General features: G+C 44.7%; 16 protein-coding genes. 9 read left to right on the forward strand and 7 right to left on the reverse strand.

What is annotated here, in order from left to right; all coding sequences use genetic code 11:
* Positions 1-8: 8 nt before the first annotated feature.
* A complete protein-coding gene (locus CLV42_RS30575; RefSeq protein ID WP_106605745.1) occupies positions 9-662 on the reverse strand; it encodes a DUF47 domain-containing protein in 654 nt (217 codons plus the stop codon).
* Between the two features lie 249 nt (positions 663-911).
* Between CLV42_RS30575 and CLV42_RS30580 the strand changes: the two genes are divergently transcribed.
* The 5 genes from CLV42_RS30580 (at position 912) to CLV42_RS30600 (ending at position 8,156) form a co-directional block, all read left to right on the forward strand.
* On the forward strand, positions 912-1,748 hold the full coding sequence (locus CLV42_RS30580; protein WP_106605746.1) for a UDP-2,3-diacylglucosamine diphosphatase: 837 nt from the start codon (positions 912-914) through the stop codon (positions 1,746-1,748).
* A gap of 140 nt (positions 1,749-1,888) precedes the next feature.
* On the forward strand, positions 1,889-2,299 hold the full coding sequence (locus CLV42_RS30585; protein ID WP_146154528.1) for a hypothetical protein: 411 nt from the start codon (positions 1,889-1,891) through the stop codon (positions 2,297-2,299).
* Positions 2,300-2,528: 229 nt separating this feature from the next.
* Positions 2,529-5,300, forward strand: a complete 2,772-nt coding sequence (locus CLV42_RS30590) for a TonB-dependent receptor (protein ID WP_106605748.1) — start codon at positions 2,529-2,531, stop codon at positions 5,298-5,300.
* 125 nt (positions 5,301-5,425) lie between these two features.
* Positions 5,426-6,859 (forward strand): hypothetical protein, encoded by a 1,434-nt coding sequence (locus CLV42_RS30595; protein ID WP_211303561.1) that lies wholly within the window; start codon positions 5,426-5,428, stop codon positions 6,857-6,859.
* Positions 6,860-7,058: 199 nt separating this feature from the next.
* On the forward strand, positions 7,059-8,156 hold the full coding sequence (locus CLV42_RS30600) for a M57 family metalloprotease (RefSeq protein WP_106605750.1): 1,098 nt from the start codon (positions 7,059-7,061) through the stop codon (positions 8,154-8,156).
* A gap of 55 nt (positions 8,157-8,211) precedes the next feature.
* On the opposite strand, the gene ppsA is transcribed toward CLV42_RS30600, so the two are convergent.
* A complete protein-coding gene (ppsA, locus tag CLV42_RS30605) occupies positions 8,212-10,641 on the reverse strand; it encodes a phosphoenolpyruvate synthase (protein WP_106605751.1) in 2,430 nt (809 codons plus the stop codon).
* A gap of 179 nt (positions 10,642-10,820) precedes the next feature.
* Between ppsA and CLV42_RS30610 the strand changes: the two genes are divergently transcribed.
* Together CLV42_RS30610 and CLV42_RS30615 are read left to right on the forward strand one after the other, a co-directional pair.
* Positions 10,821-11,342, forward strand: a complete 522-nt coding sequence (locus CLV42_RS30610; RefSeq protein WP_106605752.1) for an Lrp/AsnC family transcriptional regulator — start codon at positions 10,821-10,823, stop codon at positions 11,340-11,342.
* A 469-nt stretch (positions 11,343-11,811) separates the two neighbouring features.
* Positions 11,812-15,048, forward strand: a complete 3,237-nt coding sequence (locus CLV42_RS30615) for a TonB-dependent receptor (RefSeq protein ID WP_106605801.1) — start codon at positions 11,812-11,814, stop codon at positions 15,046-15,048.
* Between the two features lie 365 nt (positions 15,049-15,413).
* Here CLV42_RS30615 and CLV42_RS30620 read toward each other — a convergent pair whose 3' ends face one another.
* The 4 genes from CLV42_RS30620 to CLV42_RS30635 all read right to left on the reverse strand — a co-directional run bounded on the left by CLV42_RS30620 (position 15,414) and on the right by CLV42_RS30635 (position 18,703).
* On the reverse strand, positions 15,414-15,821 hold the full coding sequence (locus CLV42_RS30620) for a hypothetical protein (protein ID WP_146154530.1): 408 nt from the start codon (positions 15,819-15,821) through the stop codon (positions 15,414-15,416).
* Between the two features lie 79 nt (positions 15,822-15,900).
* A complete protein-coding gene (locus CLV42_RS34230) occupies positions 15,901-16,206 on the reverse strand; it encodes a YHS domain-containing protein (RefSeq protein ID WP_211303562.1) in 306 nt (101 codons plus the stop codon).
* Positions 16,207-16,234: 28 nt separating this feature from the next.
* The gene (locus tag CLV42_RS30630; protein WP_106605754.1) at positions 16,235-16,468 is read right to left on the reverse strand and encodes a hypothetical protein; all 234 of its coding nucleotides are present in this window, start codon (positions 16,466-16,468) and stop codon (positions 16,235-16,237) included.
* 174 nt (positions 16,469-16,642) lie between these two features.
* The gene (locus CLV42_RS30635) at positions 16,643-18,703 is read right to left on the reverse strand and encodes a M13 family metallopeptidase (RefSeq protein ID WP_106605755.1); all 2,061 of its coding nucleotides are present in this window, start codon (positions 18,701-18,703) and stop codon (positions 16,643-16,645) included.
* 142 nt (positions 18,704-18,845) lie between these two features.
* Between CLV42_RS30635 and CLV42_RS30640 the strand changes: the two genes are divergently transcribed.
* Together CLV42_RS30640 and CLV42_RS30645 are read left to right on the forward strand one after the other, a co-directional pair.
* Positions 18,846-19,376 carry a hypothetical protein gene (locus tag CLV42_RS30640; RefSeq protein ID WP_106605756.1) on the forward strand — a complete coding sequence of 177 codons (531 nt, stop codon included), beginning with the start codon at positions 18,846-18,848 and terminating at the stop codon, positions 19,374-19,376.
* 37 nt (positions 19,377-19,413) lie between these two features.
* Positions 19,414-20,673 (forward strand): replication-associated recombination protein A, encoded by a 1,260-nt coding sequence (locus CLV42_RS30645; RefSeq protein ID WP_106605757.1) that lies wholly within the window; start codon positions 19,414-19,416, stop codon positions 20,671-20,673.
* Here CLV42_RS30645 and pbpC read toward each other — a convergent pair.
* Positions 20,667-23,051, reverse strand: coding sequence for a penicillin-binding protein 1C (gene pbpC, locus CLV42_RS30650; protein WP_106605758.1), 2,385 nt, complete (start codon positions 23,049-23,051; stop codon positions 20,667-20,669). The two genes, CLV42_RS30645 and pbpC, sit on opposite strands and share 7 nt — an antisense overlap.
* Between the last annotated feature and the right edge of the window lie 4 nt (positions 23,052-23,055).

The following is a 23,055-nucleotide window of genomic DNA, read 5'->3' on the forward strand; positions in this document are numbered from 1 at the left end:
TCTATTGATTAAGCATATTTTATGATGATTGACTCAATCACATTGGCGCAATCTTCGCATTTGTCTGTGGCAATTTCCAGGGCCTGGTACAGTTCACGCATTTTCAGCAATTCTCCTGCATTGTTGGCTTCTTTCTCGAACAGATCTGCGATGGCCATGTCATAGATATCATCCGCATGGTTTTCCAGGCTGTTGATCTTTACACAGGCATCCGTGATGTTACGCATGTTGGACATAGTACGCAGTTCAGGGATGGCTTTATGCAGTTCCAGGGTGCCCTGGTAGATCAGTTCAGCCAATTTGCGAACACTATCGTTGATTTCCATTACTTTATAAAGGTCCAGTCTTTTGGCAGAACCGTGGATATAGTCAGCCACGTCATCCAGCGTAGCCGCCAGGTGGTGAATGTCTTCACGGTCAAATGGAGTAATGAAGTTCTGCCCCAGTTCCACAAAGATGCGATGCGTAAAATCATCGTTTTTGTGCTCGAGCCGCTCAATCAGATGGGTTTTGTCCTTACGTACCGCCATGTCTGTAGCAGAAACCAGTTCAACCAGCACTTTTCCCATTTCCACCAGATTGGCAGCTACATCCTCGAATAACGAATAAAAAACCCTGTCTTTTGGTATAAATAACTTTACAAAAGAATTGAAGCCTCCCATACTCTTTGTTTGAAAAATTTGCCGCAAAAATAGCTTTCCGTAGGCAATACCTCCAAGAAAAAATTATCCTTAATGATTCCTTAACACTGGATTAATATAAAAGTAATATAGCAATTTTTTCTTTGTATTGTGAAAAAAGGCTGCTTGTGAAGAGGTTATTCCTACACCTGTGGCCGTTTTCAGCGGACTAAACTATTTTTCACTAAACCTAACAACTGCCCGGTTTTTTCGGTTCAATCCTCATTAAAAATGTCTGATAAGCGCCCACTTGATATTGTTGTAATATCTGATGTACATCTCGGAATCTACGGTTGTCATGCTAAAGAACTGGTCCAATACCTGGATAGTATCGATCCTAAGATATTGGTACTGAACGGGGATATCATTGATATCTGGCAGTTTAGCAAGCGTTATTTTCCTAAAGCGCATACCAAAGTGATCCGCCGGATCCTGAAAATGACCGGAAAGGGTACTGAAGTATACTACCTGACAGGTAACCACGATGAAGCCCTGCGAAAATACGCCGGTTTCGGGCTGGGTAACCTGGTTATCGACAATAAACTGATCCTTGAGGTGGATGGCAAAAAACACTGGTTCTTCCATGGAGACGTATATGACGTGACTATGAAGAACTCAAAGTGGCTGGCTAAACTGGGTGGAAAGGGATATGATCTGCTGATAATTATTAACAGGCTGGTTAATAATATATTAGAGCGTATGGGCAGGGAAAAGATGAGCTTTTCCAAAAAGGTGAAACATGGTGTAAAACAGGCGGTGAAGTTTATTTCCGATTTTGAGCAGGTGGTTGCCGAAATAGCGATCGATAAAGGATTCGATGTGGTGTGCTGCGGGCATATCCATCAGCCGATCATCAAAGAAATGGAGCATAATGGTAAAAACGTTACCTACCTGAACTCCGGCGACTGGGTGGAAAGTCTCACCTCGCTGGAATATACCAATGGCCAGTGGTCGCTCTACCAATACCCCGTATCAAAAACCCGTGTTGTATTACCGGAAGAAGAAGATGAAGCCTCAAATATGCCCTGGGGAGATATTTCCAAGGCAATCAGCTTCCCTCAACAATAGCTCATATATAAATGCTTGTTATTTAACATTTATTTATGATATAATAACAACTGCTTAATATTCACTTAATACTGAGCTATTAAGTTTGTAACATTATAATATTCAGTGATCCGACTGGTAATGCTCACATAAATAGTAAGATGAAAGTATTGAAGTTACATCCTCTAATGACAGTGTCACTGTTACAGATGCAGTTCCAACGACTGCTCTCCTGTAACATTGCTGTTTACATGCGTAATTCGCCGGCGAACGCATTTGATACCCTGGGAGAAGCCGGCTTCCATGAAGAAATGCTGATTGAATTTCCGATAGATGAAACTTTAAGCCTGAGAGAGTTTGAAGAAGAACTGGAAGATAAATTCAATTTTACACTGGAGCTTTGTAATAAGGACAATAAGCCTTTTACAAATAAAAGTATGCACCTGTTCCAGTTAATTGCTTCTTTTTCTGATGGAAGAACACATAATAATGAATATAACGCGCAGCTTGATATCACGCTTGAAAGGTTATTGAATAATAATCGTCAGGGCCCTCAGCAGATTGCCTGCTAGGCCGATGTTGTAGCATTACCGTCCCTAACTTATTTATTATTACTATCCTATGAACCTTGACTATCCTAAAACTATCTATACTAACCTGAACGCCTTAACTATTTTTTAATTATTCCTTAACAATTAACATTCTGGTAACCTTCCTGTAACACTGCGGTAACACACCCACGATAGTTTTGCGCCAGTAATTCTATCAACTAACAGAATCAGCTATATCGTGAAACATTCTATGTCTGCACTGTTGTGTGTGTGCCTTCTTTTGAGCTCCTTCCTTTCCGCGTTTGCTGTAGATAATGGCAAAGTCACAGGTAAAGTAACTGACCAGAAAACTGGTGAAGCCCTCATAGGCGTTACCGTTATTGTACAAGGTACAAGTACAGGTGCGGTTACCGATGTGGAAGGCCGTTATACCTTAAGTCTCGCTCCGGGTACTTACACGCTGGAATTTAAATACATGGGTTATCAGACTAAAGCGGTAAGCGAGGTGGTGATAAAACCCGGTGCTCCTACCGTGTTACCCATTATCATGGATGAACCTAAGTCAAAGGACCTGAAGGAAGTCGTGATCAAAGGTTCTTTCAAACAGGAAACCATCAATGCTTTATATGTTGCGCAGAAGAACAACGTAGCTGTATCCAGCGGTATCTCTGCAGAACAGATCAAAGCATCTCCTGATAAAAATACTGGTGAAGTACTAAAACGTGTAAGTGGTGCTAGTATACAGGATAATAAATTCGTAGTAGTACGTGGTTTGACAGACCGTTATAACAACGCTACTATGAACAATGTACTGCTGCCAAGTACAGAACCTGACAGAAAATCTTTCTCTTTCGATATCATCCCTTCTGGTCTTATCGATAACATGGTGATCAACAAAACCGCTACTCCTGATAAACCAGGCGACTTTGCAGGTGGTCTGATCCAGGTGAATACAAAAGATTTCCCTGATGAGAAATTTGTTACCGCTTCTATTGGTATGTCAGTAAATACACTGTCTACATTTAAAGATGCACAGTCAGGTATGAGAGGTTCCGGTGATTACTGGACATTGGGTAACAGTGCAAGAAAACTGCCTTCAGGCGTTCCCGCTACTGCTGAAGATTTTAACAATGTATCAGGAAAAGCACAGGATGATCTGAACAAGTCTTTTAATAACAACTGGAAAGTAAATAAGACTACCGTTGCTCCTGGTACAAGCTTACAGTTGACCGCAGGTAATACCAAATACTATGGCGAACGTAAGCTGGGTTATATATTCTCTGTTACACACACGCACAGTGAACGTAACGAGTTTGCAGAACGTAATGATTATGATATAGACAACCACGTTTATAAACGTCATAACATTGATACCAGCAATAAATATTCAAGTGCTTTAGGTGCTGTGGCAAACTTTGCATACAGCTACAAGAACAGCAAGATCTCTTTCAAGAACCTGTATAACCGTATTCTTGATAATAATACGGTGCTGCGCCAGGTGGCTACAGATCCTAATCCTCCATTCCACTATCTGTCACAGTCTTACCTGCTGAACCTCGTGCAACGTTATATCCTGTCTTCTACATTACAGGGTGAACACGGATTGGGCAATAACAGAAGACTGGAATGGATGCTGAACTATTCCAACACCAACCGTCAGGAGCCAGACATCCGTATCTCCAACTATACTGATAGTCATGCTATCATCAATCAGCCGGTAAATGGTGGTTCTTCCCGTGGTTACTTCAAAGTGAACGACGATATTTTCAATGCTGGTGCTTCTTATCAGTTCCCCCTGTTAAAAGATAACAAGGACCATTCTCTGAAGATCGGTGGATTCGAACAATACAGGAAACGCTTCTCCAGCTACAGACCATTATCATATCAATCTGCACCAGGATTCCCATATGATAAACTGGCTGCTAAGCCTTACGAATTGTTCTCTAACGAGAACCTGGGCAGTAATGGTATTTATCTGCTGGATAATACTTCTCCTTCCGGTATCTACGATGCACATTCTAATCTGACAGCAGGATACTTCATGTTCGATAACTTCATTACAAAACAGTTAAGAGTAATATGGGGCCTGCGTTACGAGTCTTACAACCAGCAGCTGAAACCGAAAACTACTGTAGGTTCCGGCGCTTATACTACAGATACTACATACAGCAGCTTCCTGCCATCTGCTAACTTCGTATATGCATTGAATGATAAATCAAATCTGAGGTTATCCTATTCCAACACGGTTGCAAGACCAGAGTTTAGAGAGATCGCAGCTTTCAGCTTCTTCGATTTTCAGAATACTGCCGCAGTTTTCGGTAACCCAAAACTGAAGCAGACGCGTATCAGCAACATCGACCTGCGTTACGAGTTGTATCCTAAAGCCGGAGAGACTTTTGCAGTAGCTGTTTTCTATAAGAAATTCAAGAATCCTATTTCTGAGTCATGGTATAGTCTCGATAACAACGATCGTACTTATATTAACCTGGATGATGCAAATACTTTTGGTGCAGAACTGGAAGTACGTAAGAACCTTGAGTTTGCTATGGGCAACTGGGGAAAGAATTCATATGTGTTTGCAAACGGAGCATACATCCATTCTTCTATCAAGAATCCCAGCCAGACAGTGCGTAACATCAACGGTGAAACGAGACGTATGCCTGGTCAGTCTCCTTACCTGATCAATGCCGGCTTACAGATCAACAATCCTAATAATGATATGGGCGTGACCATCCTGTATAACAGGATCGGTCCAAGGATCACTATCGTGGGAGATGACAGCAGCAATAAGCTGGATATCTTTGAAAATTCAAGGAACCTGCTCGATCTGCAACTGAGCAAACGCCTGTTTAAGAAGAATGCAGAAATCAAATTGAATATCTCTGATATATTGAACAACCCATATCTCTTATACCAGAACAGGGACAGCAAGAAGAGCTATTCAAAGGGGACAGACTATGTATTCTATTCATACAAATATGGGACAAACTTCTCATTGAGTTTCTCTTACACATTCCATTAATAAGTTGATTATTTAGTAACACACTGCTAATATTCCTATAACATTTAATCTATTTTTTTGGTAAAAATTTAATTTCAAATTCTATGAGAAAAATGAAAACGTCGGTTTTGCTTATGGCCGCTGCAATGGCAACAACTTTTGTAGCATGTAAAGACGATGATAAAGTAAATCCAACACCGGAAAAACCGAAATCAACCGTTGAATTAAAAGGTAAAATTTCTGCCAACAGAACTCTTTCAAAAGATACTATTTACCTGATGAAGGAATACGTGTATGTTGTAAACAACGCTACACTGACTATCGAGCCAGGTACAACCATTCTCGGTGGAACTGTTACTACAACTACCGGTGGTACACTGATCATCACTGCAGGTGCTAAGCTGATCGCTAAAGGTACTGCTGATGCTCCGATCGTATTCACTTCTGCTAAGGCTCCAGGTGCACGTAAGAAAGGTGACTGGGGTGGTATCATCCTGTTAGGTAAAGCAAGTACAAACAGAGCTATCGATAAAAGAAACGTAGAAGGTTTACAGGAAGTTGATGCTACTGTTAGCCTGACTTATGGTAACCCTACCGGTGCTGCTCAGGGTGATGATAATGACAACTCTGGTGTTCTCCAGTATGTTAGGGTTGAATTTGGTGGTATCGCACTGTCCAGCACTCCTGATAGCGAAGTAAACGGTGTTACTTTCTACGCTGTTGGTGCTGGTACTACAGTTGACCACGTACAGGTTAGCTACTCCGGCGATGATGCTTTCGAGTGGTTCGGTGGTAATGTAAACTGTAAATACCTGGTTGCTTACGGTACACTGGATGATAACTTCGATATGGATAGCGGTTTCAAAGGTAAACTGCAGTTCTGCGTAGCTTTACTGGATCCAGCTGTTTCTGACGTAGTAAGTCTGTCAAACGGTCTGGAAGTTGATAACCTGAACGGTGCAAACACCAGCACTCCTTTCACTCACCCAATCATTTCTAACCTGACTATCGTTGGTCCTGGTGCTGCTACCGGTAACGGCGATTATTTCTATGCTGGTGCAAGATGGAGAAGAGGTACTACTTTTACTGTAGCTAACTCTGTATTCTCTGGTTATCCGGTTGCAAATGATGTTGAAAGTAAAATTGCTCAGGACTCTCTGGCTGCTGGTAACTCTAAAATCACTAACTCTATATTCCAGGTGGGTGGCGTAAGCCCTATATCTAGTGCTCGTGGTGCGGGTGCAGCTGCTATCGGTCCTGTATTCTTCGATGCTGATACCAAAGATGCAAGCTACCTGAATGGTACTGCTATCCTGAACCTGATCATGACTACAGCTAGCAAGAACGATACACTGAAAACACTGGGTGATGTATTCGCCAAAGTTCCAGCTGCTGCTTCTTACAAAGCTACCAACACTGAATTCGCACTGAAAACTGCAAAAACTGCTGTATTCGGTACTGAGTTCGATTCTTTCTTCGATAAAGTGAACTATGTTGGTGCGGTAGATCCTGCTAATCCCTGGACTAAACAATCCTGGATCAACTGGTCTCCAAACGAAACAGTATACGTAAAAGAGTAATCTTTGTATATAACTGCTTATCAGGAGGGATAGACTTTTGTCTGTCCCTCTTTTTTGTTAATACCCTATCTCGTTATCCTGATATCCGCTTTCTCCGATGTGTCTTAACGATTTCTTAATATTCGCTTTAATGGATATACGCTAATTTAATTAGTGATATACCCTAATTTATTTTGTTAACTTTTAATTGAGCCCTCAGATGAAAATCACTTCTTCGCTACTGACTGTAGCGCTCTTATTCTTGTTCTGTTTTGTAGCCTGTAAGAAAAACGACATCTCTCAGACCGCAACGCCAAAAGAAGACCAGGAACGTATTGATGAAAAGTACCTTGCAAAGATTGAGAAACTAGGATTTAAAAGATCTTCTGTAAGATGCTATGATTCAATCTTTGTTGTAGAAAACGACATCATAATTGCAAAGAAATTCCTGGACACATTCCACATTCCTGTTGTAAATCCCAATGACCGTCATGCTCACTCAGACCAGTCATTATCGTTTAACAACATCAGGATATATACATCACAGCCATGGTGGTCTAATAGTACGTACTATTCTGCTTTGAACAGGGCATTGTATGAGTGGAACTCGGCAGGTTCCAACCTAAATTTTCATATGCTGTTCCAAACGGATCAGGGATATGACTGGAACCTTATTTTTATGTCCCTGCCAGGAACTACGCTGGGATCGGCTGACTTCCCCGGACTACCGGATCTGAACGGTGTACCAGGTTACAACATACTTATCAACCAGAACTATATTAATGCATTGGGTTTAACTTCAAACCAGATCAGCTGGATATTGACACATGAAATGGGGCATATGTTGGGATTACGTCACACTGACTGGGATATTAACGGGGAACCTAACAGTCAGGATGGTTATTATGTCGGAGCAAATTATTTCCCTAACATTACTGTACAGGATCCTAATTCTGTTATGAGGGCAGCCTTTAATACCAGCAATAATGGTAATGTACTGTTAAGCTCTTATGACAAGTTAGCGGTAAATACATTGTATCCGCTTAATTCCTGTAATCTGCAGACATTCATCAACAGACCATCTGTAGTTTCTTCAGGAGAAGCTTCCGGTACACTGTATCCTTCGTACAGGGGGCCAATTAATTTTATAGAATGGCAGATCACAAATAGCGCCACCGGTTATAACTATACCTCGACCGATTCTGATATCGAGTTCCAGGTGCCTAGCCTGGCGCCCGGCACTTATGTGTTCAAGACGAGGATTACCACGGCTAACTGTGTAAGCAGTTGGGCAAGCAAGACAATCACTATTCAATAGATAGGCGCAGTAACAGCGGGTACCATCACAGTGCCCGCTGTTCTGCTTATATAGACTATATGTAAGGGATCTGCTCTTTCATTTCTTCCGCTTCATGGATGGCTTTCACGGTTTTAGTCAGCGCATCAGGGGTTACTGAAATGCTGTCAATACCTTGTTCCACCAGAAACTTTGTAAAGTCCGGGAAGTCAGATGGACCCTGCCCGCAGATGCCCACCTTGACATGTTGTTTTTTTGCTGCAGTGATCAGCATACTGATCATTCTTAACACGGCAGGATTACGCTCATTGTACAGGCCTGCGATCAGTGAAGAGTCGCGATCCAAGCCTAGTGTGAGTTGTGTAAGATCGTTGGAACCAATGGAGAAGCCATCAATATGTGCGGCAAATTCTTCCGCCATCATGATATTGGATGGTATTTCTGCCATGAGATATACTTCTAGTCCATTCCGACCTCTTTCTATACCGTACTCTTTCATCGTGTCCAGCACCATTAGCAGTTCCTCTACAGTTCTGCAGAAGGGGATCATTACCACGACATTCCTCAGTCCCATTTCTTCCCTTACTTTCTTGATGGCCTTACACTCCAATGCAAAGGCAGCTTTGTATTTGTCGGAGTAGTATCGTGATGCACCACGCCAGCCGATCATCGGGTTCTCTTCTTTAGGTTCAAAATATTTGCCGCCTAAAAGATTGTAGTATTCATTGCTCTTAAAGTCAGAGAAGCGTACAATGACCTTCCCCGGATGGAAAGCTGCTGCAATCTTGGCAATGCCATAAGCGAGCTTCTGTACGAAGTAAGCCTCCTCATTATCATAACCTCTGATCAGCTGCATGATATCAGCGGTCAGGTTTGCATCGTTCAGTGACTTATGATGCAGCAGTGCAAGGGGATGGACCTTTATGTAATTGTTAATGATGAATTCCTCCCTGGCCAGTCCTACACCTTTGTTGGGCAGATGTGAGAACTGGAACGCCATGGCGGGCGATGCTACGTTCAGCATCAGTGCTGTTTTGATCTCAGGTAGTTCCCGCAGGTCGAGGGAGTTTTCTTTGAACGGGATCAGGCCGTCATAGATAATACCTTCGTCTCCTTCCGCACAGCTGATAGTGATATCCTGTCCGGTGGATAGTAATTCTGTTGCATTACCACAGCCAACAATCGCCGGGATGCCCATTTCTCTGGCTACGATCGCTGCATGACAGGTCCTGCCGCCTTTATTGGTAACAATAGCCGCCGCCATTTTCATAATAGGTTCCCAGTCAGGGTCGGTCATGTCTGTTACCAGCACATCACCGGCTTTGAATTCTGTTCCTTCCGTGACGCGTTTGTCAAGAGAGAACAGGATATTGACCTTTCCGGAGGCGATCTTATCTCCTACCGCTATCCCTTTCAACAAGGGCGTGGCATTGCTTTCAATAGCATATGAAGTAATGGTGTGATGTTCTTTCTGGGAATGGATAGTTTCCGGACGGGCCTGTACAATGAACAGTTCATTGCTCAATCCATCCTGGGCCCACTCGATATCCATCGGGCACCATTTACCTTTAAGCTGTGTATAGTAGTCTTCAATTTTACATACCCATTCTGCCAGCTGCATGATCTGTTTATCTCTCAGGCAAAACCGCTGCTGATTGCCTCTTTCAACGGGTATCACTTTCGTACGCTGGTCGTTACTTTCCCCATAGATCATCATTTTGTCTTTGATGCCCAGGCGCTTCTCAATAATAGGGGTAAACTTACCATTGAGCGCGGGTTTGAATACGATGAACTCATCGGGAGATACGGCTCCCTGTACAACCATTTCTCCCAGACCGAATGACCCGTTGATCACCACAACATCTTTAAATCCGGATTCTGTATCCAGGGAAAAGGCTACGCCTGCAGCGCCAAGGTCAGAACGGACCATTTTCTGTACACAGACGGAGAGGCCGATGCTGAAATGATCATATCCGAAGTTCTGACGGTAGCTGATGGCCCTGTCTGTAAAGAGAGAGGCAAAACAGTTGCGTACTGCATCTATAAGTGCGGCAGGTCCACGTACATTCAGATACGTTTCCTGCTGACCGGCAAAGGAGGCGTCTGGAAGATCTTCTGTGGTGGCAGAAGAGCGCACGGCTACGTCAGTGATGTCCTGTCCGTATTCTCTTGACAGGTCCATATAAGCGCTGATGATCTCTGTACTGAGTTCGTGCGGGAATTTGGTGTTGCTGATGGCCTGCCTGATCCGCTGGCCTGCCCGGCGTAATGTAACCAGTGAATCGAAATCAATGCCTTCGATCTGCTCGCGGATATATTCTTCCAGGCCACTCTGACGTAGGAATTGATAATATGCGGTAGTAGTGATAGCGAATCCGGAGGGAATATTAATACCTGCTTTTGAAAGGTTGGCGATCATCTCTCCCAACGAGGCGCATTTTCCGCCTACGATAGGGATATCCTCCAGGCCTAATGCCTGTAGAGGAATCACAATTCTTGTTTCCATTAATGAGATAAATTTTGGTGTATGATTAGTTGGCGCGTCAGGATAAAGGTCATCATTATTGCAACTAGAAATGCAGATGCCTGCTAAAGGCGAAAACAAATCTATAAAGGGTTGTGAATCATGATTTTTTTTCTGAAGTAGTGTCTTTATTCTACGTACTTTTAGTAAAATATTCCCCAATGCATTTCACGTTAGATGAAACCGACCTGCACATACTGGATCTGTTACAGGAAGACGCTCGTCTCACCAATAAAGAAATAGCGGCCAGGCTGGGAAAATCAGTCACCTCCATTTTTGAAAGGATCAAGCGGCTGGAATGTGAAGGATATATAAAGGGATATGTAGCTATCCTGGACAGGAAGCGGATGGGAAAACATGTGACGGCCTTTGCAAATATCACCCTGAAGGAGCATGGGCATGATATCTTTCTGCTGTTTGAATCAAAAGTGAATGCTTTCCCGGAAGTAATGGAATGTTATAAGATCAACGGACCGTATGATTATCTGCTGAAAGTAATGGTGGCAGATCTGGAAGAATACGAAATGTTTATTACCAACAAGCTCTCCCGGCTGGATGCCGTTAGCCGGATCAACAGCCTTTTTGTAATAGCAGAACCTAAACATGAAACTGCCCTGTCACTAAACACAGGGCAGATCATCAAAACAACAAAGCCAGGAAAAAAAGATGAAGGGGGCAGTTGATGCCACAGTACAGTATATAGGTCAGGCTTTAAAGATTGTTTTCATATGCAAGAGATGCTGTATGTAAAACGGCTACGGGAAAAGAAAGGTTACATTATGAAAATCTTAACATACTTGATTGTGAAAGTTAATATTACGGTAACACTCGCTTAACACACGAATTTTATTTTTGGAGAATATGCGAACAAAATGGAGACCTATTGCGAATTCCCTTCTTTTGTTACTGCATGCTGATAAGCTTGTATGAATAGAACATTGTCTGTTTCATAACTCATGCTTCCTGTATCTATACCTGGAAAACGAGTAGAAAATTTAACAAGCCGGACAGAAATATTGCTCACATAGTTCAATGACTTAATTCGTAAGTCATTGAATATGATACGTGCGTCTGTGTGTTAACATTAATTTAATATTGTGTTAACATATGCGTAATGTAGCAGGGATACGTTTGCGTCAAAATTCAAAAGACGTGAATAAGAAATTCTATTCATTATTGTTATTCGTAAGTATCCTTGTACTGTCTGTAGCCAACCTAAGAGCACAGATCACTACTTCCCAGATCTCCGGGAAGATAGTAAGCAGTAAAGGCGAGGCCTTGCCAGGTGTAACAGTACTGGCGGTGAACACATCAACCGGAACGCGTTATGGATCACAGACCAACGCGGATGGCCGTTACCTGATCAACAACATCAATCCAGGTGGCCCGTATGTTATAACAGTTTCCTTCATTGGTTATAAAACAGAAGAAAGTCGTGACCTGAACCTGTCACTGGGTAGCAGCACTTTCAACTTTCAGCTGACTGACGCTACTACTGCGCTGAGCGAAGTAGTGGTAAAAGGCAATACTGCCAACAAAGCAGGTGCTGGCTTTAAAGTAGGCCAGAACCAGTTAAAAACCCTTCCTTCCATTAACCGTAGCTTCCAGGACTTTACACGTGGTACTCCACAGAGTAACAACAACTCCTTCCTGGGTACCAACTACCGTTATAATAACGTAACACTGGATGGTGCTATCAACAACGATGCGATCGGCTTCAGCCCTTCACTGGGTGGACAGTCTAACAGCTCTGGTCAGCCTGGTAGCAGCACCCGTTCTAACCCGGTATCACTGGATGCGATCCAGGATATCCAGGTTTACCTGGCTCCTTACGATGTGAAGATTGGTAACTTCCTGGGTGGTAGTATCAACGCGGTAACCCGTAGCGGTACTAACGAGTTCCATGGTTCAGTATACGGTTTCGGCCGTAATGCTAGTCTGATCGGTAAGAACAATGCCGGTGATGGTTCCAAACTGCCTTCCGACTTCCATGACTACCAGACTGGTGTAAGATTAGGTTTCCCTATCATCAAGGATAAATTATTCTTCTTTACGAACGAAGAAATTGCACGCCGCCGTGACCCGGTTATCCTGGGTGCAGGTTCCGCGGATATGCCAATAATCACCGTGCAGGAAGCAGAACAGATCCGTCAGCACATGCTGAGCCTTGATGTGACTAAATCTGGTAAATACGATCCCGGAACTTATGGCAACACATCTATTTATGCTAACTCCAATAAGTTCTTCAACCGTCTGGACTGGAACATCAATGATAAACACCAGTTGTCACTGCGTAACAATACCATCACTTCACAGGCCACTAACCTGGAGCGTGACCAGCAGAACTTCCGTTTCAGCGGTATCGACTACAAACAGGTGAATAATCAGAATTCTACCGTGGCGGAACTGAAAAGCCGTTTCAGCAATACTGTCTCAAATAGCCTGATCATCGGTTATTCAAGTATTCATGATTATCGTGAGCCGACTTCTGATCCATCCCTGGCACAGATCCAGATCAAATCCAGAGGTGGTACTATCTTCTTAGGTACAGACCGTGAGGCAGCTGTCTTCAACATGAAACAGAAGACTTTTGAATTCACCGATAACGTGAGCATCCTCAAAGGCAACCACAACATCACCATCGGTACGCACAATGAGTTGTACAACATCACTTATGGTTTTGTGAACTCATGGAATGGCCGTGTGGATTATGATAGTATCAATGCCTTCCTGGCTGATGCGCCGAGCCGTGTACGTGCTAACTTTAATTACACAGACAATTCCCGTGATTATATCATGTCGAATCCTCCTGCGAAATTCAAGATCGGTATGTACAGCCTGTATGCACAGGATGAGATCCAGGTAACTGACCGTTTCAAACTGACTCCTGGTATCCGTTTCGATTATACCAGCCTGCCTAACAAACAGGCCCTGAGCGATAAGACTACAGGTGCTCCGGTAGATCCTAACTTCGGTACTACCTATAGCTACACACAGCCTAAAAATATCAACAATAAATACCTGAATAACATCCAGATCTCCCCACGCCTGGGCTTCAACTTCGACATCAATGGTGATCAGAGCCTGGTACTGCGTGGAGGAACTGGCCTGTTCACCGGTCGTATTCCTTTCGCATGGTTAGGTTATGCTTACTACAACAACGGTACTACCTATGGTGCATATGACAAACGTTTCAACGCAGCCACCACTCCTGCCCCAGGTAGCAATCCGGTGAAAGTTGATCCACAGGGTGGTGCACAGTTCGTAGCTGCACAGGGTGTTAACGTACACGATGCAACCGGCGCTACACAGGTGGACCTGATCGACAACAACTTTAAGATGCCGCAGATGTGGAGAAGCAGCCTGGCGCTGGATTACTCTACAGCAGACAGGTGGAAATTCACAGTAGAAGGTATCTATACCAAAACTATCAATGATCTGAAATTCCAGCAGGTTAACCTGGTAGATAATCCTACTTATAACATCTACGATACACAGAAGCAACAGCCTATCTTTAGCGGTAGCAAGATCAATCCTAAGTTTACCAATGCTTACCTGCTGTCTAACACACACAAAGGTTACCGCTATGCTTTAACCGGTCAGGCGAGCAAGGCGTTTGATTTTGGTCTGAATTTCTCCGTAGCGTATACTTATGGTCAGTCTAAAGACATCACCAACGGTATCCGTAACTCTATGGAGTCTAACTGGCAGCTGAACCAGGCGCTGAATCCTAACAATCCGCAACTGGCTTACTCCAACTTCGACATCCGTCACCGTATCGTGGCTACTGCTAACTATAAACTGGATTGGGAACACAAGGGCCGTTTCATTTCTAACTTCGCCCTGTTCTTCAATACTTCTTCTGGTACACCATTCTCTTATGGTTTCGTGAATGCAACCATCCAGGGTACACCACAGCAGGTTAGCTTAGTATATATTCCGAAAGATCAGGCTGAAGCCCGTAAGTTCTTCACTCCTGAAAACCAGGGCATGGCTGATGCGTTCTTCTCTTACGTAGAAGGCAATAAATACCTGAGCACCCGTAAAGGACAGTTTACAGAGCGTAACGGCGTCCGTACTCCATGGAATACACAAGCTGACTTCCGTTTCACTCAGGACTTCAACTTCAAGGCAGGTAAGACTACTCATACCCTGACCCTGACTTACGATATCATCAACCTGACCAATTTGTTGAACAAGGATTGGGGTATTCAGTACTTCACTTCAAATGCATTCAACTCTACTTCAAGCGTGGGTCTGAGCAGCAAGGCTGCAGGTTCTCCAACCGCTTATCCGGTATATACCTGGTCTAACCCTGGTACGCCTTACTCCAGAGATTTCTTTGGTAGCAGACACCAGATGCAGCTGGGCTTAAGATATAGTTTCTAAGCGATTAGCAATTAATAATTGGAAATCAGGGATAATGCAGCGATGCGTTATCCCTGATTTGTTTTAAGGGAAATACAGACATTATTCCGGTCGCTATATTGGGCGCTTCGGCATCAATCGGGCGTGATATATTGGAGGAGAAGTGTTGTGTGGAAAATGCAGCCAGGGGCATTGGTTCTCAGGAGCTAAGGCCTTCTTTAAATTTGTTAATACGCTGATAATGTACCCATAACACTCGCGTAACACCAGGGGGGTAACTTTATAATATAATTTGAACGTAAGCGTAGATTTTCATAAGCTGTTTTAATCGACGGTCCCGGGAATTATCCCGGGACTTTTTTTATATTGTATTGCTTATGAGTGATTTACTTGTTGATGAGGATGAATTTGCGGCTGGTCTGCTGTCTGTTGACACCAATTAACCAGTCATCTATCCGGATGCTGGTATCGTTTAGTTTTTCCACCAGGAGATATTGGGAAACGGAATCCTTGCCGGTAACGATCAGTTTTATCTTATCGCCGGAAGGGATGACTGTATAGGTACCTGTGAGGTGGTAACTTTTGGCTTCAAAAACGAACTGGCCATTGGCTCCGAAGACATAATAAGCGGAATCTCCGGAGGCGATATCCTGCCAAACGGTATCTGGCATTGATAACTGTTGGGACAGTTGCCAGGCGCCGGTGACGTCTATCGCAGGCGTGGGTTCTACGTCATTTTTCTCGCAGCTGCAAAATAACATGAGTAGCAGCAAGCTGGTTAATAGTGATCTCATGCATAGGAGTTTGTAATTAGAACGCAAAAAACTGAACTAAGTTACATTGGGTAAGAGATAAAAAAGGGCCGACGGTCGATTACAGTCCCAGCTTGCCTGCATACTTCTCCGGATTCTTCTCAAACACCCGCTTGCAGGTCGGGGAGCAGAAATGAATAGTATCGTTCTGATATACGGTCCATTCCTTATACATGGTATCATAAGGCATACCACATACCGGATCTGGCAATTTACCGGCAATAGCAGCATCCTGGGCGGGCGCCTGTTCTGCAGGTTGAGTAGCAACAGACGCACTGTCTTTAGCCGGCTTTGTACCGGAATTACCACAGGCAGTCATCAATGCTGCCAGGAAAAGTGTATAGGAGATATTGAGTAGTTGTTTCATCGTCATATCGGGTTGCGTTTAAAAAGAATCAGGCAACGGTTTCGTTGTCTTTATTAATACGCATTACCAATATGCGAAAGTATATTTTCAGCGTGAAAGCCAGTACTAAACTGCCTGCCAGGCTCAGGGCAATGATAGCGCCTGTAGTGGTGGTTGTCAGGAAGACTCCCAGTTTAGGTAAGTATGGCAGGAGCATCACCACCAGGGCGAGGATCAATATATTACGGATCTCTATGCGATATTGTTTCAAAATGCCGGTCATTGTTACTGATTTAATCCGGTGAATAATAGACAAAATTAAGACATAATGAATAGAAAGTGTTGTATAAATCCCGGAGATTGATGGCCGGTTTGCATAAATGCAGTGATCTTACTTAAAAAGACAAAGGGGGCCCGGTTTTACACGAGCCCCCCTTATTATTTCAAGTAAGGTAGTTTACCAGATCACCACACGTTTATCATCAGTCAGGCACATTTTGCTACCGGGGGCACAACCCCAGGCATCAGAAAAGGCTTTCAGGTGAGGCAGCGGTCCGTTGATACGCTCTCTGGCAGGAGAGTGCGGATCTGTCAGTATCTGGTTGCGCAGGGCTGCCTCTGTGCTATTGGCATGCCATACCTGCGCCCATCCCAGGAAGAAACGCTGTTTCCAGTTGAATCCATCAATCTTGGCTGGTTCAGGTTTGCCTTTCAGCGATTTCTCCAGTGCGCTGTAGGCCAGGGTCAGACCACCCAGATCGGCAATGTTTTCACCGATGGTGAGTGCTCCCTTGATGAAGAAGCCCTTCTGCACCTCAATACTGTTGAAATAGTTGATATAGCGCTGTGCCAGTGCCATGAAGTTCTTACGATCAGCATCTGTCCACCAGTTTTTCAGGTTACCTTCTGCATCGTACTGAGAACCCTGGTCGTCAAAGCCATGGGTGAACTCGTGACCGATCACCGCAATGATACCACCATAGTTGATAGCATCATCAGCATCTGCATTGAAGAATGGCGGCTGGAGGATACCTGCAGGGAATACCACTTCGTTGTTCAGCGGATTGTAGTATGCATTCACCGTCTGAGGTGTCATGCCCCACTCAGATTTGTCTACTGGTTTACCGATCTTATCGAGCGCCTCTTTATGGCCGTAGTGAGCGGCAGAAACGAGGTTCTCAATCAGGCTACCTGGTTTGATATCAATGGTAGAGTAATCTTTCCATTTATCAGGATAACCGATCTTATAAGTGAAGGACGCCAATTTCTTGTGCGCCATCTCTTTGGTAGTAGCACTCATCCAGGTCAGGCTGTCGATACGCTGTCCGTATACGGCACGTACGTTCTCGATCATTTCAGACACCTTCTGTTTGGAGCTTTCAGGGAAATATTTCTTGGCAAATACTTTTCCCAGCGGCATACCCATGATACCATCAGTAGCACGGACAGCACGTTCCAGGCGGGGACGCTGTTGTTTAGCGCCACGCATTACAGTAGCGAAGAAGTGGAAATTTTCGTCGTCTATTGGTTTAGGCAGATAGCTTGCGAAGTGGGATAATACCTGCCAGCGCAGCCATGTCTTGAGTGTTTCAGGAGATGTGCCCTTTAACAGCGTGGATATACTTGTCAGGTACTTTTTGTTCTGCAGGATCATAGTATCAGTTTTGATACTCTGTGCGCCTGTAAATGCATCCCAGTCAAAATCCGGGGCCAGTTTCTTTAATTCGCTATAGGGCGCTTTGTTGTAAGTAGCAACAGGGTCGCGCAGTTCCACGTTGGTAAGCTGGAGCTTAGCTACTTTGGTTTCGAAATCCAGGATGGTCTTACCCGGGTCGGCGTCTTTAAATCCTGCCTGTGAGAATTGCTTGTTGATGTGGTTCACAAACTCATTACGCACTTCAGCAGTGCTGGAGTCTGGCCTTTCATAATAGCTTCTTTCACCAAGACTTAAACCGTCCTGTACCTGGTATACCGCATTCATCTTACTGTTACGGCCATCTGCATCGATGCCAAAGTTCACAACGCCGGGAATACCGATCATTTCAAACTCGCCGGATACTTTTGCAAAATCTTTGAGGTCCTTGATGCCATCAATCTTATCGAGGTAAGGCTGCAGGGGCGTAATACCCAGTTTTTCGATAGTAGCGGTGTCCAGGAATGAGCGATAAAAGTCGGAGATCTGTTGCTCTTCCGTTCCCTTTTTGAGGTCTTTTTGCTCTGCCAGGGCAAGGATGATACCTTTTAAGCGCACTTCTTTATTTTCCTTATCAAGTACGTTAAAAGCACCCCAACGGCTTTCTGTAGAGGGAATGGGGTTGTTTTTCTTCCAGTTGCCATTTACAAACTGGTCAAAATCATCGCAAGGCTTTGCGGTTGAGTCAATTGAACTTACTTCGAAAGCGGGGACTTTGGTTGTGTCTGCTCCTGCCGGCGACTGTTTTGTGGTGTTGGTGTTGCATGCCGCCATAAGGGATACAGCTGCCAGCAATGGAAGATGTAAAGCGTATGTGCTCTTCATATGTAAACAGGTTTAGTAGCTCAATATAACTAAAACATCCCATGCGGACGCACCGCTTTTTTATAGACGGCAGCAGGTATGGTAGTATACTGGGTGGTTTGCCGGTTGTTTAGTAGGTTTGTAATCTGTAAAAATGGAATACATGACTTTTAGATTTAAATTGTTTAAAGCGCTGACAGGGATTAACTTGTTCATCACGGGATTCTTTCTGTTGCTGAATTTCACCTCCATGCTGATGGGTGCATTCGGCCAGGGATTAGTCTCCATTGTTATGTTCGGCGGGGTTTTTATCCATGGCATCCTTTCAGCTTATCTGCAAAGGAGCCTCCAGGAACCCGGTTTTACATTGAAAGAAAATACACCCGGCGGTATCCGTATTATGGGTGGTTACTCGATATTAATAGGCGCCTTTATGCTGATCGGCTCCGTTGCCATCTCTGTATATAAAGACCTGTACATACAGGAAATAAGCAGCCAGATGTCTGACGAACAGCTCCGCCAACTCGACTCCATGAAGGGGTTAATGGGGAAAATAATCACTGGCATGCAGATCTTTCTGCTCTTGTACGGCGGCTCTATTGTAACGAATGCATTGTTATCCCTGTCTTTCCTGAAACAATGGAAGAAAAAGCAGGAAGATGATAAACATATTGACCTTGACCTGGATGCCTGATATCATCAGCATCCAAAACATTTAATATCACTGTATAATGGAACCATTAGCTGAGCGAATAAGACCGGAGACACTGGATGAGCTGGTGGGACAGGAACACCTGACCGGTAAGGATAGTATATTACGTACCGCCCTGCGGCAGGGAAAGATCCCTTCAATGATCCTGTGGGGCCCTCCCGGTGTGGGTAAGACCACCATTGCCAACATTATTGCACATACGCTGGATGTACCCTTTTATACACTGAGTGCTATTTCTGCTGGTGTAAAAGAAGTACGTGAAGTGATCGAGATAGCCCGCAAACAGGGCTATGCAGTACTGTTCATTGATGAGATCCACCGGTTTAATAAATCGCAACAGGATGCCCTGCTGGGCGCTGTTGAGAAAGGTATCATTACCCTGATTGGCGCTACTACAGAGAATCCTTCCTTTGAAGTGAATTCCGCGTTGCTGTCGCGTAGCCAGGTATATGTACTCAAACCACTCAGCGAATCGGAGTTGCTACAGCTGTTACATCAGGCTATGAAACAGGATGAGTGGCTGGGCAGCAAACAGATAGAACTGAAAGAAACCGCGGCCTTATTCAATATCTCCGGTGGTGATGCCCGTAAACTGCTTAACCTGTTTGAGCTGGTGGTAAATACGCTGCAGAATGAAATGCCCATTGTCATTACCGATCAGAAGGTAATGGACATTGCACAGCAGCGTGTGGCCATCTATGATAAGACAGGTGAACAACATTATGATATCATCTCTGCATTCATCAAATCTGTCCGCGGAAGCGATCCCAATGCTGCTGTATATTACCTGGCTAGAATGATAGAGGGAGGCGAGGATGTAAAATTCATTGCCCGGCGCCTGGTGATACTGGCATCTGAGGATATCGGCAATGCCAATCCTAATGCATTATTGCTGGCTACCAGTTGTTTTCAGGCGGTGACCATGATCGGTTATCCGGAGGCAAGGATCATCCTGTCCCAATGTACTACCTATCTGGCCTCTTCTGCGAAGAGCAATGCTTCCTATATGGCCATCAATAATGCCATGTCTGTCGTATCACAGACCGGCGATTTGCCGGTGCCCATGAATATACGTAATGCGCCTACGAAGATGATGAAGGACATGGGCTATCATAAGGGATATGAATACTCCCATGATTATGAGAACAACTTCTCTCCGCAGGAGTACCTGCCCGACAGGATCAAAGGCATGAAGCTCTATGATCCCGGTAAGAATGCACGAGAGGATGAAATGAGAAAACACCTGCGCAGCTTATGGAAGGAGAAGTACGGTTACTGATCTTCTCCTTTTTTCTCCAATATCTCAAACGATACATGTATCTGCTCTCCCTGCTCATCCACTAATGTGATGGTATGTTTACCCGCCGGAGGGTGGAGTGCTAACTGATGGAATTCCTGTGTGGTACCAATGTAATTGTTATCCAGGTGCCAGTAGATCTTCTCTGTCGTATTGCGGTGCGTAGCAGTGAATACGGCTTCTCCCGGCGTACCGTCTATTTCCACAGGTACATAAATGCGTGCGTTCGGTCTTGGATAGATCAGCTCCATCGGTGCTTTGTCGGCATTGAGTGTGGCCAGGCATTCTGCTTTGTACGGCGGCAGTGGCAGGTAGTTATGTTTCGTACGATAGTAAAACTCCATGGCTGGCGGTAATACAAACCAGGGAACGTGCTGCATCTGAGAAGGTGGTTCACAATCTGCTGTAACGCGCCATTTGCCTGTATGATCAAGATGCACCAGTTGATGATAAGGACATAAACCTGAACGTAGTCCGCTGACAGGTACTGCAATAGAATCTTTCTCCGGACAAAGATCGCTGGCCCTGTAGCCACTTTGTCTGCACACTTCTATCTTTTGCAATTTATTGTAAGGTGTGTTAAACCAGCTACCCGTATGCAATAAGCGGAACACATCAAAGAGTATCGGTGCCGCTGTGGACACACCTATCAGTCCTGGTCTGCCTTCACCGTCTGCATTACCGACCCATACACCTACCACATATTGTGGCGTAACGCCAACCGCCCAGCCATCCCTGAAACCGAAGCTGGTGCCTGTTTTCCATGCAATACGTTGTGAAGAGGCAAACTGCTGCCAGAGTAATTCTTCTCCCGGGCGCATTACCTCTTCCATTGCCTGAAAGGTATACCAGATAGCGCCTGCATCCAGCACACCACTGTTTGCCGGCGCATGTTTTGATACCAGTTTAGTGCCTTGTATATAGTTTGGTGGATGGATATCATCTGCATCATACTTCCCGTTATACTGATCCAGGTGCAACAGTGTGCGGGCCATGCTGGCGTACATACCAGACAGTTCCCATAAGGTAGCCTCGCCACCTCCCAGGATGAGCGAAAGGCCATAGTGGTCAGCAGGCTGCGTCAGGGTGGTCATTCCCATCTGTTTTAGCAATGCATGTAGTCTTTCATAACGGTATTGCTGTAACATTCTTACCGCCGGAATATTGAGTGAACGTGCAAGGGCTTTGCTGGCAGGTACTGCACCATCGTACCCCAGGTCGAAGTTCTGCGGTGTATAACCGGCTATCTGTGTAGGTACATCTGGTACCAGGGAATGCGGTAATATCATCCCATCATTCAGCATGGCGGCATATAAGAAGGGTTTCAGTGTACTGCCGGGGCTACGTGGGGCCTGGATAATATCCACATGGCTTTCCGTTTCAGGATCTTCCGGATGATACACATTGCCCACATAAGCCAGTGTATTGCCGGTTTCTGCATCCAGTACAATGGCGGCAGCATTGTTAATGCCATTCGCTTTATAGATGCTATGATAACGTTCTACGATATTGCTGACATTCCGCTGCAGCGATGCTTCCAGTGTTGTTCTGATCCGTGTAACGGCTTCATTATCCTTTTGGGCCTGGTAGTCTTTTCTGAACAGGTCCAGTAAGTGAGGTGCATCCTGTGGTAATGCCTTCGGCTGATCAGGCAAGGGTTCCAGCTTGGCCAGCTGACAGGTCTCACTATCAATTGTTTTGTTCTGCTGTAATCTATCCAGCAGCTGATTACGTTTCTGCAATAAGATCTGCCGGTTACGGCCGGGGTGTACCAGTGCAGGACTGTTGGGTAATACCGCCAGCGCTGCTGTTTCTCCCCAGGACAGCTGTGCGGCGCTACGGCCATAATAGCGCCAGGACGCAGCTTCGAGTCCTACTACGTTTCCGCCGAAAGGTGCATTGCCTGCGTATAATGATAAGATACTTTTCTTCGAATAGGAGAATTCCAGCCGGGTAGCCATGATGGCTTCTATCAGCTTCTGCAGCAGTGTACGGGGCTGATTGCGCGATAGGCGGATCACCTGCATAGTAAGCGTACTGCCACCGCTGACCACTCTTTTCCTGCTGATGTTTTGCCTGATAGCACGGCCTAATGCCAGTATATCTACCCCCCAATGATGATAGAAACGTTTGTCTTCATAGGCTACAATGCATTTGGCAAATTTGTCGGGTACCTGTTTGTCTGCGGGGAAACGCCATTGTCCATCTGTGGCAATAGTAGCACTTAGCAGCTCTCCGTTACTGTCTTCGATCACGAATGAGGTAGGCGTAGTGAAGAGACGGGAAGGTATGGAAAAGATATAAAGGATAAGGAGCAGGGCTGTAGCAAGAAGCCACCATTTTCGTTTTCGGAACCACATGGGG

The organism is Chitinophaga ginsengisoli, from assembly GCF_003014595.1.
Taxonomy (GTDB): Bacteria; Bacteroidota; Bacteroidia; order Chitinophagales; family Chitinophagaceae; genus Chitinophaga; species Chitinophaga ginsengisoli.